The sequence below is a fragment of the Paraburkholderia sp. 31.1 genome (assembly GCF_014397645.1).
GTDB classification, from domain to species: Bacteria; Pseudomonadota; Gammaproteobacteria; order Burkholderiales; family Burkholderiaceae; genus Paraburkholderia; species Paraburkholderia tuberum.
Genome location: NZ_VZQN01000013.1, coordinates 106,578 through 121,524, shown reverse-complemented (window position 1 = coordinate 121,524; position 14,947 = coordinate 106,578). Strand labels below are relative to the sequence as shown.

The window sequence follows — 14,947 nt, the reverse complement described above, 5'->3', positions numbered from 1 at the left end:
CCGAGCGCAAGGATTGCGACGCAGCGAATACTCGACGTATTCGCAAGGAGCATGACGCGGCGATCGGCCCTTCTGGCGGCCAGCCCCGGGAAGGATTTTTTTAAAACAGGGGAACGTGCCTTTCCGCGCGTATTGCGGCGTCGGTCGTCGCTTGTTTGGCTCGGCCAAACGGCGCTCCTCTCTCCTTGCACTACGCGCGGAAAGGCACGTTCGCAAGCCCGTTATTAGCGTGAACAGGCCCTATGGTCTGGAGGAGTAAGCATCATGGCTGAACTGTTTCTTGGAAACGTCGAGGAAAGCGTCTCCGACGAAGAGATCGGCGAGTTCCTGATTCGCTACGGGTTCCCGCGCTTCAGCTCGATCCAGCGGGTGCACGGCACGGGCTCGCGGCCAGGCGCGGTGGTCGTCTTCGACGACGTGCCCGCGGACGGGCTGCGCATACTGCAAAGCCGCGTCCATAACCTGTTCTGGAAGAACCACACGATCGTCGCGCAGCTGCTGCCGGAGCGCGACGAATCGTGACGGGCGACGGGAGCCGGGGATGGGTCTGCTGTCGCGGTGGCTGACCAGGCGCAACGCTTCCGAAGAGAGCGACGATCAGCAGACGAAGGAAATCGTCGAGCGGATCGTCGGGCTCTGTCCGTCGTTGCGGCTCGCGCGCAACTATGCGTCGCGCCTGCGGCCCGCCGTGCAACACACGACCGCCTATCTGCTCCGGCTCGCCGATGAAGTGCCGCCGACGCGCGAAGCGAACGCGGCGGCGTGGGCGACAGACCCGTATATCCACGCCTTTTTCGCCACACCCGACGACGTCTGCCCGGTCTTCAACCGCTCACACGAGCTGAACACGTTCTTCAGCGACCATCCCGCTGCCGATCAGGTATTCGCGGTGCTCGGCATGGCCATGGACGAGCGGCGTATTTTCGGCGTCGGGCAACACGGCGAAACGACGCAAACCGATCTCGCGCAGACGACCATCAACTTCAGCGATCACCAGGTGCGCGTGTGCGAAGAATCCGAAGCCGCGTTGCGGCGCCAAATCGTGTTGCGGATCGTCGATCAGCTCGTGCTCGAAGCGCTCGGCAAGATCGAGGCCGACACCTCGCGGCAGGACGAATTGCAACGCGAAAGGGCGCTGCTGAAAACGCGCCTGACGATTCTCGAACGGCAAGGGGCGGGCGTGCGCTCGCTGCTTGGTAGCGACGCGACGTCGAATTACGCGGAAGTGGCGAAGCTGCAGGCGCAGATCGAAGAGAACGATCAGGCTCTGGCACAGTTGGGCCTGAAGACAGAGGCGCTGGAGCGGCATCTCGACGTGATGTGCGGTGTACTGGGGGCGCCGGATGCGCATTTCTACGTGCGCAAAAGCGTGTACCGGCTCGACCGGATGAACGTCGTCCTGGAAGAGGGAGAGACGCGGCCCGCGCACGAAATCGAGTTTCGCCTTGCGCGTCTGCCGGCGAGTCCCAATGCGATACGGGTGTTCTCGACGGTGCGTTTTCGACGCGCGGACTTTACGCCTCCCCTCAGCGGCCTCGCGCAAGCGCACCGCCTGATCTGACGCGAGCCATGCCCGCTATTTGCCGGCGACCGGCTCCACGGAGATGGCCACGGCCTCGGTATAGACCGCTTGTATCTGGTCGCCTTTTTTGATCCGCTTGAGCTGTTCGGGATCCTGCACGATCAGATCCACCGTATTGCCTTGCGGGCCTTTCAGCGTGACCGCGCCGCTCTGGTGATTGACCGCGATGACGTTAGCCATGATCGTAACTTCGCGCGAGGCCGAGCCGCCGGGTTTCGCGCCCGCCGGAGTGCGTTCGAGCGTCTGCGTTTCGTTGGCGGTCAGCGGCGCGTTGCCTTTTTTCAGCATGATGGTCAGAGCCTGCGAATACTCGGCCTTGACCACGTCGCCGACCTTGATCTGATCGAAGTTGCGCGCTTCCTCGCCGACCACGACCTGCACGACCTTGCCCTTCGGGTCCTTGAGCAAGACGGTGCGCGTTGCCGGCTCGATGCCGACGACCGTCGCGGTCGTTTTGACCGTGCCCGACACGGTGACTTTGCCGGGCTCGCTCTTGACCGTGACGGGTGCCTCCGTCTGAGCGAACCCCGTATTCGCGAGACACACGAGCGCCGCCGCGATGATCAGTTTGCGGTTAATCATGCTGCTCTCCTTGCGCGATCAATTGACCGTGTAACCCCGCCCTGACATGCAGGCGGCGAAAGCGCGATTGAACGTGTCCATCGAGCCCTGCGTTTGCGACTGCGATTGTGCCGCGGCCGCGCGCCGGTTCTGCCGCGCGCGCGACCCGCCGACCATCGTGCCGGTCGCCGCGCCGATCGCCGCGCCCTTGCCGGCGTCGCCCGCAATCGCGCCGATGATCGCGCCGCCGGCCGCGCCGCGCGCGGCGCCCTGCACGCGCTCGCCGCCTCCCACCGCGGGGCCGGAAGGCGGGGGCGGGGCATTGGCGACCATGGTCGGGTCGATGCCGGTATTGCTCTTCGCCCACGAATAGCAGGCGCCTTCGTCCTGCTGCTGTTGCTGCGGGCTTTGCCCTCTGGCCGGATAGGCAATCGGCCTCGATTGCGCCAGGCCTTCCAGCGATAGCGACGCGCTCAACGCGGCGACAACGGCATATTTCGTAGACTTGTTCACGACAGCTCCTTGCGTGGGCACACGCGGGTGCGAGTCGCCGGCTTCCTGTTTGCTCAGGCGTGAGGGCGCAACCGGCACCCGTGAATGGGAATTCTGGTGGGACCGGTTGCCGCGCGGTGGATGCGCAGCAATGGCAGGTTCGCGTTCATCATGGTGTCGCGGGCCTGTCGTGCGCAATCGGACCAAGGTCGTATTTGCAATTTCGTCCATGGTTTCCAAACTGTATTCATGCGACAGGTGCAGGTCGTTTTCATTGCTTCGGACAACTGTCTGTCAAAGATCATGGCCATGCCGCCCGGGGCCGCCGACGAAGCGCAAGGGGAAGCATCGATGGACCGCGATTCGCGTGCTCGTACACGCATCATCCCGTTTGCAACGGCGCTCGACGACGAGGCGAAGCGCGCGCGACGCATCAGCCATGTACTGGGCGCCGCGCTTCTGGCGTGCTGCGGCGCGTTCTCGACTGCGGTGTCGCTGGCGCAGGCGCCGGCCGCGAACGCCCCGGCGAACGCGGCCCCGAACGCACCCGTTTCCGCCGCGGCGCTCGACAAGCTCGTCGGACCGATCGCGCTATATCCGGACGATCTGATCGCGATCATTCTTCCTGCCTCCACCTATCCCGTCGAAATCGTGCAGGCCGATCGCTTTCTCGACCAGTACAAAAACGACAAGTCGCTGAAGCTCAACGACGCGTGGCACGATCCGGTGAAGGCGCTGCTGAATTACCCCAGCATCGTCAAGAACATGAGCACCGATCTCGACTGGACGATCAATCTCGGCGAGGCCGTCGTTGCCGATCAGGGCTCGGTGCTCGAAGCGATTCAGCGCTTCCGGCGGCAAACGCAGTCGGCGGGGCATCTGAAATCCGACGACAAGCAGGTCGTGGTGGTCGAGAAGGAAGTGATCAAGATCCAGCCGGCCGATCCGCAGGTGATCTATGTGCCGCAGTACAACCCGCAGACCATCGTGGTGGCCAGCGCGCCCGTGACCTACGCCTACGCGCCCACGCCCTATCCGGCCTACTACTATCCGTACGCGCCCGGCGCCGCGCTCGCGACAGGGCTGATCTGGGGCGCGGCGATTACCGCCGCCTGGAACGGCGGGCACTATGAAACGCATTACGGAGGCGGCGGCAACAACAACATCAACATCAACCGCGAAAGAAACGTCGAACGCGGCGATAGAACCGTCGAGCGCGGCGATAGGAACGTCGAGCGCGGCAATATCAACACGGGCGACATCAACCGCGGCGGTGGACGCGGGCAGGGAGGGGGCACCTCCGCGTGGACCTCGGACAAGAAGCCGGGCCAGGTCAGCGGTATCTCGGATCGCTCGGCGCGCACGCAACGGGTCGGCGATCCGCCGTCGCGCGGCGGCGGCGCGGGTGCAGGCGCGGGCGCGGGCGGTGGGTTGGCGGGCGGCAACCGCGGCGGCGCGGGCGGCGGCGCAAACTATGCAGGTGGCGGCGCGGGTGGCGGCGCCGGCGCAAACTTCGCGGGCGGCGGTGCTGGCGCGCAAGGGCGGCCGCAGCCGTCCCAGCGTCCGACGGCGTCGGCGGGCACACGCGAGGTGAGTCAGCGCGCGTCGCCTGGGGGCGGCGGCGATGCGTTCAGCGGCTACGGCTCGGCGCGCGACGCGCAAGCCAACAGCGCGCGCGGCGCGGCGAGCCGTCAATCGACGCGTGGCGGCGGAAATTCCGGTGGCGGTGGGTTCTCCGGCGGTGGCGGCCGTGGCGGTGGCGGTGGTGGATTCTCGGCGCGGCCCAGCGGTGGCGGTGGCGGCCGCGGCGGCGGACGGCGATAAGGAGCAGCCATGAGCGGACAAAGCATCACCGGAAAGCGCCCACGCGACGATTCGCGGCGACGTGTGGCCACATCGCGTCGGCTGTGCGCGATGGTGCTCGCGCTGTCGATTCCGTTGGCCGCGCTCGCCGCGGGGCAGCGCACTTTCGCCACCCCGGAAGACGCGGTCGCCGCGCTGTCCAGCGCACTGAAGACCGACGACGAAGCGTCGCTCGTCGCGATCTTCGGCGAAGCGCACAAGAGCCTCGTGGTATCGCCGGATCAGGCGGAGAACGAGGCGAACTGGGCCAAGGCGAGCAAGGAGCTCGAGGCCTATCACGTGCTCGACGACAGGGGACCGAACCGGCGGATTCTGCTGGTCGGCGACGAGGCGTGGCCGATGCCGATACCGATCGTCAAAGAGGACGGCACCTGGCGCTTCGCCACCGAGCAGGGCGAAGAAGAACTGATCAATCGACGGATCGGCGCCAACGAACTCGAAGCGATCAAGGTGCTGCAGGCTTATATCGGCGCGCAGCGTCAATACGCGTCGCGCGACCGGAACCACGACGGCCTGCTCGAATACGCGCAGAAGCTGGCCAGTACACCCGGCAAGCAGGACGGTCTCTACTGGCCCACCGACGAAAACAGCGACGAAGAAGAGAGTCCGTTCGGCCCGCTCGTCGCCGCGAGTTCCAAATATCTGAAAGGCCACGCGGCGGGCGATCCTTACCGGGGCTACCATTTCCACATCCTGACTCGGCAGGGCAAGAACGCGCCGGGCGGCGCGTTCAGCTACGTGATCAACGGCCACATGATCGCGGGTTTCGCGATGGTCGCTTACCCGGCGCGGTACGGCACGAGCGGCGTGATGACCTTCGTGGTCAACAACAACGGCGTCATCTACCAGAAGGACCGTGGCGCGCACGCGCCGCCTGTGACCGAGTTCAATCCGGATCACACGTGGCAGCGCGTCAAGGATTCGCTCTGAGCCGCTCCGGGTTGGCTGAGGCGAAGGCCGTACAGCGCGCCCGTGCTTCCGTCAGGTCCGCTTCCGTACTCGAGGCGCTACGTTGAACCATCCACAGAGCGTCACCGGCCGCGCGTCTTCCACGCCACCCGCGCGCGGGTGGCGCTGCGCGTTTCCTCCCGCGCAGTGGCTGCGAAGCTATCAGCCTCGATGGCTCGCGAAGGACGCGGTCGCCGGCGTGACGCTCGCGGCTTATGGCATTCCGGTATCGCTCGCCTATGCGTCGCTCGCCGGCTTGCCGCCGCAATACGGCATCTACGGCTATCTGGTCGGCGGCCTCTGTTATGCGCTGTTCGGCTCGTCGCGCCAGCTCGCGATCGGCCCGACCTCGGCGATCTCGATGCTCGTCGGCGTGACGCTCGTGCCGATGGCCGGGGGCGACCCGTCGCGCTGGGCTTCGATCGCGGCGCTCACGTCCGTGCTGATCGCGTGCATGTGCGTGATCGGCTGGCTGCTGCGCTTGAGTTCGCTCGTCAGCTTCATCAGCGAGACGATCCTGCTCGGCTTCAAGGCGGGCGCCGCGCTGACGATCGCAATGACCCAGCTGCCGAAGCTGTTCGGGGTGAAAGGCGGCGGCGAATTCTTCTTCGAACGGATCGCCGTGCTGTGGGGGCAGCTTCCGCTGACCAACCTCGGCGTGCTCGGTTTCGGCCTCGTTTGCATCGCGTTGCTGCTGCTCGGCGAAAAGTTTTTGCCGGGGCGTCCGGTGGCGCTCGCCGTCGTCGCTGCCTCGATCGTCGTGTTGTCGGTCACGCCGCTGGCCAGCCGCGGCTTCACGCTCGTGGGCGCGCTGCCTCAAGGCTTGCCTGAATTCCGTCTGCCCGGGCTGCGGCTGCGCGATGTCGACGGCATCGTTCCGCTGGCGTTCGCGTGCCTGTTGCTGGCATACGTCGAGAGCGTTTCGGCCGCGCGCGCGCTCGCGCAGGCACATGGTTACGAGATCGACGCCCGCCAGGAATTGCTGGGTCTCGGCGCGGCCAATCTGGCCGCGGGATTGTTCCAGGCCTTCCCGGTTGCGGGAGGGCTTTCGCAATCGTCGGTGAACGACAAGGCCGGCGCGAAAAGCGCGCTTGCGCTGGTATTCGCGTCGCTGGCGATCGGCTTCTGTCTGATGTTCCTCACCGGACTGCTCGCGAATCTGCCCAACGTCGTGCTGGCGGCGATCGTGCTCGTGGCCGTGAAGGGCCTCGTCGACGTCGGCGAACTGCGTCATGTGTGGCGCGTGAGCCGCTTCGAATTCGCGATTTCGATGGTGGCGTTCGCGGCGGTGCTGTTGTTGGGCATCCTGAAGGGCGTCATCGTTGCGGTGCTCGTGTCGATGCTGCTGATCATCCACCGCGCCGCGCATCCGCATGTCGCGATGCTCGGGCGTATTCCCGGCACGCGCTATTTCTCGGATCTCGAACGTCATGCCGAGAACGAGACGATTGCGCATGTGCTGGCGGTGCGTGTCGAGGCGTCGTTGCTGTACTTCAACGTCGAGCACGTGCGCGAGACGATCTGGCGCATGATCCACGCCGCACCCGAACCGGTCCGGCTCGTGATTTGCGATCTGTCCGCATCGGCGGTCGTCGATCTGGCGGGCGCGCGCATGCTCGAAGCGATGCACGGCGCGCTGGAGGCCGCGGGCGCCGCGATGAAGGTCGTCGGCGCGCACGCGGACGTGCGCGACATGCTGCGCGCCGAGGGGCTCGAAGTTCGTGTCGGCCACATCGGCCGACGCGGCTCGGTGGCCGACGTCGTCGACGCGTTCCAGCAAAACGGCGATTTCGCGGACGACGCGGATCGCGGATGAACTCGAGGAGAAACCCATGTCACGTCAATTTCGTCCTGGCGCGGGCGCGCCCGCACTCGACGCCGCGTACGCCCACACGATCACGCAGTGGCTTGCGGCAGCGGCGCTGCTCGCCAGCCCCATGTTGTGTTACGCAGCGAACCTGAACTTTCTGAAAGACACGCCCATTACTTACATGCGCCAAGCCGACCGTAAAGCGCTCAACGACGCGGCGCAAAAGGCGCTCGATACAAAAAAGGATGGCGAATCGTATGAGTGGAGCAATGCGGGCACCGGCAATTCCGTTTCGATCAAGGGCACGGTGACGCCGCAGGACACGACGAAGGACGGCGATCGAACCTGCCGGACCGCGACGCTGACCGCGGTCGCGAAAGGACAGACCCAAACGTGGACGCCGATCGTCTGCAAAACCGGCAATGGGCCGTGGAAGATTCTGCGGCAATAAGCACATGCGTGTCGCTTCATACGCATCTGAACATGGCGGCGTCGCTGCGCCGCCCCAGTTGCACGAGCACGTACCATTTGCCCTGTTGATGCATAATTTGTCCAGCGTTTCGCGGCTCATGCACAAGGCAAACACATGGAACACTCTTACGCTAACGACGATACCGGCAATCTGATCCTGCTCGAACACGTCAACCTGAAAATCCCCAACCAGATTCTCGCGACCGCCTTCTACGTCACCGGCCTTGGGCTCACGCGCGATCCGTTCGTGATGACCGGGGTCGAGAATATGTGGATCAACGTCGGCCGGTCGCAGATTCACTTGCCGCACGGGGCGGCGCAACGTCTGCGCGGCAGTGTCGGTCTCGTGGTCGGCGAGCTCGAAGCGCTGGTGAGGCGGCTGCGCTCGGTCGAACCGCTGCTCGCCGGCACCGCGTTCGGCTGGACGGAGCGCGCAGGCAGTGTCGAAGTGACGTGTCCGTGGGGCAACCGCTACGAGTGCCTCGATCCTCTCAATCGATCCGCGCCGGCTCCGTGGTCGGACATCGATCTGGGCATCGCGTTCGTGAAGATGGATGTGCCGGTCGGCAGCGCGTTGCCTATCGCGCGCTTCTACCGCGATATGTTCGATGCGACCGTCGACATCGAAGAGAGGCATGGATTGCACCGCGCGGTGATCGATATCGGCACGCATCAGCAACTGCTGTACGCGGAAACGACCCAGCCCATTCCTGAATACGACGGACACCACATCGCCATTTACACCGCTGCTTTTTCGGGGCCGTTCACACGGCTCGCCGAAAAAGGTCTGGTATATGGAGAAGAGCCGCATCAATACCGGTTTGCCGACCTGCTCGATCTGTCATCCGGAGAGCGTTGCTTCCGGCTCGAACACGAAGTACGGAGCCTGCATCACCCACTTTACGCGCGCCCGCTGGTGAACCGGAATCCGGAACAGACCAACCGGAACTATCAGCAGGGGGCCGATTCGCGCGGCGGCCGGTTCTGATCGGCTCAACGAGCGGCCGCAACGCGAAGCGACCCAGGTGAAAACGCCACGACCAGGGCGGCGGTCAGCGACCACAACGGTGCACGCTGATCGCTCGCCACTCCTTAACGATTTAATCTAGAAAATCCACAACACATCGCCTACCCTTAAACGAGCCGGTTTTCCGCGGACCCGTGCATCACTTCTCCCCTCTCTGCGAAGCCGACCCGTCCTGACAAAGCTAACAACGATTCGAAGTCGTACGCTTTTGTTGTCTGCGAGGGTTGCGCCATCGTGCTCTTTCACGCTGTCGTCCGCGTGGATCCATGTCGCACTCCTGCGCTGCAATTCATAGGAACGATAAAAAGCTAGGAGACGCTCATGCCATTCAACCGTATTCAGGGAATTGTCGGCCTGCCACTGCTCGCCATCGCGTTCGGCTTGCCTGCGGCTCATGCCGCCGACGAAGTACAGAACAGCTCGACCACCACCGCCGCGCCGGTGCCATCGAGGCTTCAGCCCGTGACCCAGGATCAGCTCGATCGCGCCGGCAGCATGACGGCGGTCTGGCTCCATCCGAACGGCTCGTACGCGCAGACGCGCTATTACCCCGGCGCGCAGATCAACCGGACGAACGTCGCGAAGCTCAGGCCGGCGTTCATCTTCCAGACGGCCGTCAACGAGTCGATGGAAACGGCGCCGATCGTGAAGGACGGCGTGATGTTCCTGACCACCTCGTTCAATCACGTATACGCGATCGATGCGACGACGGGCAAAGAGTTCTGGCATTACAAGCACAAGATGGGTCCGGTCACGACGTTCTGTTGCGGGCCGAACAATCGTGGCGTCGCGATTTCGGGTGACCGGCTCTATATGGGCACGCTCGACTCCAAGCTCGTCGCGCTCGACGCCAAAACCGGCAACGTGCTGTGGCAAAGCCAGATCGCCAATCCCGACGAGGGCTACTCGGAAACGATGGCGCCGACGGTCGTCGACGGCAAGGTGCTGATCGGCACGAACGGCGGCGAGTACGGCATTCGCGGCTTCGTAAAGGCGTACGACGCGAATTCCGGCCAGTTGCTGTGGACCTTCTACACGATTCCGGAAACCGGCCAGGAAGGCGTGTGGGCCACCAAAGACGCGACCGGCCGCGACGAGAAGCGCGACATCGACGCGGAGAAGAAGCAGTTGGCCGACAAGGGCGGCGACTTCTACAAGACGCTCGGCGGCGGTGTGTGGATGACGCCGGCGATCGACCGGAAAACGCACACGGTGTACTTCGTGGTCGGCAACCCGTCGCCGGACCTGTATGGCGCGATCCGGCCGGGAGACAACCTCTATACGGATTCGCTCGTCGCGATCGATCTCGACACCGGCAAGTACAAATGGCACTACCAGTACGTGCCGCACGACGTCTGGGACCTCGACGCAGTGAGCCCGCCGGTGCTGATCGACGTGCGCGACAACGACGGCAAGATGATCCCCGGCATCGTGCATGCGGGCAAGACCGGTCACGTGTACGTGCATGATCGTGCGACCGGCCGTCTGATCCGCTTCTCGCAGGCGATGATTCCGCAGGAAAACATGTGGACCCTGCCGACAGCAGCCGGCGCGCGCATGCTGCCGGGCGCGAACGGCGGCGTCGAGTGGTCGCCGATCGCGTTCGATCCGCAAACGCGCCTCGTCTACGCGGCCAACCTGAATCAGCCGATGACGTACCAGGTCGAGGACGCCGCCTATCCGGGCGGCAGCAAGCTGTGGCTCGGCGGCGCCTTCAAGCTGATTCCGTCCGAGGCGCAATGGGGCAAGCTGTCGGCCGTCAACGTCGACACCGGCAAGATCGCGTGGGACTACAAGACCGACCAGCCGCTGATCGGCGGCGTACTTGCAACGGCGGGCGGTCTCGTGTTCAACGGCGAGGGCAACGGCCTGTTCCGCGCGTTCGATGCCGCCACCGGCAAGAAGCTGTGGGAGTTCCAGTGCGGCGCGGGCGTCAACGCGCCGGCCGTGTCGTACACGGTCAACGGCAAGCAGTACATCGCGGTCGCGGCGGGCGGCAATACGCAGATCGACTTCAAGCGCGGCAATAGCGTCGTCGTGTTCGCGGTGCCATGAGGCGGCCGGCGCCGCGGGGAGCGCCGGGTGGGGCGCGCGCTGCATGGGTGGCGCTGCTGTGCGGCGGACTGATCGCCGCATGGCTGCCGTCGGGCGCGCGCGCCGACGCCGAGGCGGGCAAGGCGAAAGCGCAGGTGTGCGTGGCCTGTCATGGGCCGATGGGCAATTCGACCAGTCCGGACTATCCGATTCTGGCCGGGCAAACCGCGCGCTACCTGTATCTGGAGCTGAAGGACTTCAAGCAGGGACGGCGCAGCGATCCGCGCATGTCGCCGATGGCGGCGAACCTGTCGAGCGAGGACATGCAGGACCTCGCCGACTACTTCGCCGCGCAGAAGCCCGTATCGGTGCCGTTCAACGCGGATGGCGCGAGCATCGAGGCGGGCAGCAAGAAGGCCGCCGAGCTGTTGTGCACGATGTGCCACCTGGGTGGCTTTTCCGGGCAGAACGAGATTCCGCGCGTCGCGGGCCAGCAGTATCAGTACATCGTCAAGCAATTGCAGGACTTCCGCTCGCACACACGCACCAACGATGCGGGCAACATGACCAGCGTGACGCGTAATCTGACCGACGACGACATCCATCATCTGGCCGCTTATATCAACAATCTGCATTAGCACGGGGAAGACACCATGACAGACATGTTCACTCGGCAGCTTGCGGCCGCCGTTCTGCTCGCCAGCGCATTCGGCGCATGGGTGCCGGCGCTCGCGCAGGACCAGGGGGAAATCAACCGCCAACTGCTCGCGGCCGCGAAGGACGACGATCAGCAGTCGGTCGTCGCGGCGCTGCAGCGCGGCGCGTCGGTCGATGCGATGAACCGGATCGGCGACACCGCGCTCGTCACCGCGTGCAAGAAGGGCGATACGGCGATGGCGCGCACGCTGATCGAGCGCGGCGCGAACGTGCAGCATGCGAACGCGCCGGGCGATACACCGCTGATGGCCGCTGCCTACGGCGGCTTCGACGAGATCGTCGCGCTGCTGCTCGCACATGGCGCCGAGCCGCTCGCGACCGATCGCGTCGGCAAGACCGCGATGGAATACGCAGCGGGCCAGGGGCAAACGAAGGTCGTCGGTCAGTTGCTCGATGCGGGCGTCGACGTGAACCGGACCTACAAGAACGAACTGACCGCGCTGATGTGGGCGGCGGGATACGATCGCGCGGAGACCGCCCAGCTGTTGCTCGCGCGCGGCGCGAACCGGTCGTTGAAGGACAATCGGGGGATGACGGCGAAAGACATCGCGGTGCAGACGAAGTCGGAGCGCGTCGCGGGGTTGTTGTCGGCGGGTTAGCGGCTCGAATCACGCACGCAATGCCGGCCGCGCTTGCGCCAGAATCGCCGGCAATGCCTCGAACGAATCGATCAGCGCGTCGCAGAGCGGCAGGTCGGCGCCGCTCGCGCTGCCATAGCCGTAGCTGACGATGAAGACCGGCAGACCGGCCGCGCGCGCCGCCGCGACATCGACCGATGAATCGCCGACCAGCACGCAACGTTCGGGCTCGACGTCGAGCAGCCGGCACGCGTGCCAAAGCGGCTCGGGCGACGGCTTCATGCTCGCCACGGTGTCGCCCCCGACCAGCCCGTCCAGATAAGCGGCAAGCCCCGTTTTGTCGAGCAGCGCCGCCGCCAGCGCCTGCGGCTTGTTGGTCACGCACGCGCAGCGGTACCCGTGCTGCTGCAACGCGCGCAGCCCGGCCATCACGCCAGGAAAAACCCGACCCAGCGCCGCGTTGGTCACTGCGTAGTGCCGCTCGAATACCGCTTGCGCGTGCTCCAGTTCGACGCGCTCACCGAGGCCCGCCGCATCCAGCGAGCGTTGCACGAGCTTGCGCAGGCCGTTGCCGATGAAGCCGGTCACCCTGTCGTACGGCAGCGGCGTGGCGCCGAAGTCCGTCAGCATCAGGCCGGCAGCCGCGACGATGTCCGGCGCGGTATCGACCATCGTACCGTCGAGATCGATCAGGACAGCGTGGTAGTCGCCGTTCATTGCCATGTCGCGCTCGCGTTCGCCTGGTCCGCGTTCAGTGCGCCGTGCGCGGCCGAATCGGGACGACGCGTGGCGTCTTGATGCCAGCGGCGCAGTGTCGCCAGATCCACCCAGCGATGCCATTCGCCGCGCACCATCGCAACGATCGGCGCGTGCGGATCGCCGAGATGAGGCAGCACGGCCAGCGCGCCATCGAAGTCCTCATGCGCGGTAAAAGCGCTCGGCGTGACGACGACGGGCACGCGCGCGGCGCGCGCTGCCAGCAGGCCGTTGCGCGAGTCCTCGAAGGCGAGACAGGCCGCGGGCTGCAAGCCGAGCTGTTCGAGCACGTGGCGATAGACGTCGGGGGCGGGCTTTTTCGCCGGCGTGGTGCCGGCGTCGCCGATCGCGGCGAAGCGATGGCGCCAACTGGCGCCGAAATGCGCTTGCAGCAGCGCGTCAAGGTTGGCGGGCGTCGTGGTCGTCGCGATCGCCACGCGTAGACCGGCCTCGTTCGCCTCGTCGATCAGACGCGCGATGCCGGGTCGTAGCGGCACGCCGCGCTCGCGCATGCGCTCGGTGTAGTGGCGCGTCTTCAGCGCGTGCAGCGCGTCGACGGCCTCTCGCGCTCGCGGGCCCCCGGCTTCCTCGCACTCGACCGTGCGCCAGTAATGCAGCAGACGCTCCTTGCCGCCCGCCACTTTCAGCAAGCTGGAATAGAGCGCTTCGTCCCAGAACCAGTCGAGGCCCGCTTCGGCGAACGCGGCGTTGAATGCGTGCAGATGAGCAGTCTCGGTGTCGGCGAGCGTGCCGTCGACGTCGAAGATGAGGGCTTGCATCGTGCGGTCCTCGCAAGGGTGGGGTGCCGTTCAGACACGCACCACGATAGCCGAGCCGTCCGCCGATTCAAATTCAGAGATTCTTTCGCCGCCGATAAGCGGGACTTTGTGTGCCGGCACGCACCGAACACGCACGCCGCGCCGCGTCATCTGCCCAACTGCGGATCGGTCACGAAGCCCAGCTTCGTCAGTCCGCCACGCTGTGCCGCCGACATCACGATCGCGACACGCTCGTACGGCACCTTGCGATCGGCGCGCAAATGCAGCTCCGGCTGCGGCGTCGCGAGGGCGGCTTGCGCGATGCGCGCGCGCAAGGCGTCGTCGGTCACCGGCTGACCGTCCCACAGCACCGTACCGTCCGCCTGCACCGCGACGTCCACGTGCGCGGGCTTGAGCGCTTCCGGCTGACTGCTTGCGTGCGGCAGATCGATCCTGACCGCGTGTTGCAGCGCCGGAATGGTGACGAGAAAAATGATCAGCAGTACCAGCATCACGTCGACGAGCGGCGTCATGTTGATCTCGTTCATCAAACCTTGATCGTCGTCGTCGGAGAAAGGGCTCATTGCCATTCGAGGTCTCCGTCGCGGTTTGCGTTCGTCGCGTTGGTGCCGCGCGGCACCACACGCATCTGCGGCCCGGCGCTCGACGGCAACTGCGAGCCGGTCACGAAGTACGCGTGCAAGCCGTGCGTGAAGCGCTTCAGGCGCGCGACGATCGAGCGGTTCGCGCGCGTCAGACCGTTGTAGCCGAGCACGGCGGGAATTGCGACGAAGAGCCCGAACGCCGTCATGATCAGCGACTCGCCGACCGGGCCGGCGACATGATCGATCGAGGTCTGACCGGTCTCGCCGATCACGATCAGCGCATGGTAGATGCCCCACACGGTGCCGAACAGCCCGACGAAAGGCGCGGTGCTGCCGATCGACGCGAGAATCGCGAGGCCGCTTTGCAGGCGCGCGATCGTCTCGTCCAGCGTGTCCTGCAGACGCCGGGTGATCCAGTCGGACACGTCGATGCGGTCGTGCAGATGCTGCTGCGTCTGCCGATGGTGCGTCGCGGCTTCATGGCCCGCCAGCGCGAGCGCTAGCAGCGGGTTGTCGTGCGCGCCCGATTCCGGATGGCCGAGGCTGCGCAGCCCGTCGTCGAAGCGGTCCGCGCTCCAGAAGCGCGCGTCGCTCCGGGTTGCGCGCCTGAGGCGGATCAGTTGCCACAGCTTCACGATGATCACCGTCCACGACAGCACCGACATGATCACGAGCACGCTCAGAATGCCGCGCGTGACGATATCACCTGAATCCCAGACGTTTGCGAGTCCGTAGTGTTGCATGG

The 14,947-nt window shown here is 65.5% G+C and carries 16 protein-coding genes; 10 read left to right on the top strand and 6 right to left on the bottom strand.

What is annotated here, in order from left to right; all coding sequences use genetic code 11:
* Positions 1–264 precede the first annotated feature (264 nt).
* Together F6X37_RS12490 and F6X37_RS12485 are read left to right on the top strand one after the other, a co-directional pair.
* Positions 265–522: an RNA-binding protein gene (locus F6X37_RS12490; RefSeq protein WP_187611511.1), complete on the top strand. Its 258-nt coding sequence runs from the start codon at positions 265–267 to the stop codon at positions 520–522.
* Between the two features lie 19 nt (positions 523–541).
* A complete protein-coding gene (locus F6X37_RS12485; protein WP_187611510.1) occupies positions 542–1,561 on the top strand; it encodes a hypothetical protein in 1,020 nt (339 codons plus the stop codon).
* A 15-nt stretch (positions 1,562–1,576) separates the two neighbouring features.
* On the opposite strand, the gene F6X37_RS12480 is transcribed toward F6X37_RS12485, so the two are convergent.
* Positions 1,577–2,164, bottom strand: coding sequence for a hypothetical protein (locus F6X37_RS12480; RefSeq protein WP_187611509.1), 588 nt, complete (start codon positions 2,162–2,164; stop codon positions 1,577–1,579).
* An 18-nt stretch (positions 2,165–2,182) separates the two neighbouring features.
* Positions 2,183–2,656 (bottom strand): glycine zipper family protein, encoded by a 474-nt coding sequence (locus tag F6X37_RS12475; RefSeq protein ID WP_184061863.1) that lies wholly within the window; start codon positions 2,654–2,656, stop codon positions 2,183–2,185.
* A 288-nt stretch (positions 2,657–2,944) separates the two neighbouring features.
* Here F6X37_RS12475 and F6X37_RS12470 point away from each other — a divergent pair, with 288 nt between their 5' ends.
* The 8 genes from F6X37_RS12470 (at position 2,945) to F6X37_RS12435 (ending at position 12,104) form a co-directional block, all read left to right on the top strand.
* Entirely contained in the window at positions 2,945–4,459 is a 1,515-nt protein-coding gene (locus tag F6X37_RS12470; protein ID WP_262419875.1) for a DUF3300 domain-containing protein, read from the top strand.
* Between the two features lie 9 nt (positions 4,460–4,468).
* The gene (locus F6X37_RS12465) at positions 4,469–5,428 is read left to right on the top strand and encodes a DUF2950 domain-containing protein (protein ID WP_187611507.1); all 960 of its coding nucleotides are present in this window, start codon (positions 4,469–4,471) and stop codon (positions 5,426–5,428) included.
* 82 nt (positions 5,429–5,510) lie between these two features.
* Positions 5,511–7,262 (top strand): SulP family inorganic anion transporter, encoded by a 1,752-nt coding sequence (locus tag F6X37_RS12460; RefSeq protein ID WP_187611506.1) that lies wholly within the window; start codon positions 5,511–5,513, stop codon positions 7,260–7,262.
* Positions 7,263–7,278: 16 nt separating this feature from the next.
* On the top strand, positions 7,279–7,707 hold the full coding sequence (locus F6X37_RS12455; RefSeq protein ID WP_187611505.1) for an RT0821/Lpp0805 family surface protein: 429 nt from the start codon (positions 7,279–7,281) through the stop codon (positions 7,705–7,707).
* 135 nt (positions 7,708–7,842) lie between these two features.
* Positions 7,843–8,715, top strand: coding sequence for a VOC family protein (locus tag F6X37_RS12450; protein WP_187611504.1), 873 nt, complete (start codon positions 7,843–7,845; stop codon positions 8,713–8,715).
* Between the two features lie 360 nt (positions 8,716–9,075).
* Positions 9,076–10,809, top strand: a complete 1,734-nt coding sequence (locus tag F6X37_RS12445; RefSeq protein ID WP_187611503.1) for a pyrroloquinoline quinone-dependent dehydrogenase — start codon at positions 9,076–9,078, stop codon at positions 10,807–10,809.
* Entirely contained in the window at positions 10,806–11,426 is a 621-nt protein-coding gene (locus tag F6X37_RS12440) for a c-type cytochrome (RefSeq protein WP_187611502.1), read from the top strand. The genes F6X37_RS12445 and F6X37_RS12440 overlap by 4 nt, the downstream gene beginning before the upstream one ends.
* 15 nt (positions 11,427–11,441) lie before the next feature.
* Positions 11,442–12,104, top strand: a complete 663-nt coding sequence (locus tag F6X37_RS12435; protein WP_187611501.1) for an ankyrin repeat domain-containing protein — start codon at positions 11,442–11,444, stop codon at positions 12,102–12,104.
* Between the two features lie 9 nt (positions 12,105–12,113).
* Here the strand turns inward: F6X37_RS12435 and gph are convergent, their stop codons facing one another.
* From gph to F6X37_RS12415, 4 genes are all read right to left on the bottom strand, one after another.
* A complete protein-coding gene (gene gph, locus F6X37_RS12430) occupies positions 12,114–12,806 on the bottom strand; it encodes a phosphoglycolate phosphatase (RefSeq protein WP_187611500.1) in 693 nt (230 codons plus the stop codon).
* Entirely contained in the window at positions 12,797–13,618 is an 822-nt protein-coding gene (locus F6X37_RS12425) for an HAD family hydrolase (protein WP_187611499.1), read from the bottom strand. The genes gph and F6X37_RS12425 overlap by 10 nt, the downstream gene beginning before the upstream one ends.
* Before the next feature lie 146 nt (positions 13,619–13,764).
* Complete coding sequence (locus F6X37_RS12420) at positions 13,765–14,187, bottom strand: ExbD/TolR family protein (RefSeq protein WP_090809009.1); 423 nt, start codon at positions 14,185–14,187, stop codon at positions 13,765–13,767.
* On the bottom strand, positions 14,178–14,945 hold the full coding sequence (locus F6X37_RS12415; RefSeq protein WP_187611498.1) for a MotA/TolQ/ExbB proton channel family protein: 768 nt from the start codon (positions 14,943–14,945) through the stop codon (positions 14,178–14,180). The genes F6X37_RS12420 and F6X37_RS12415 overlap by 10 nt, the downstream gene beginning before the upstream one ends.
* Between the last annotated feature and the right edge of the window lie 2 nt (positions 14,946–14,947).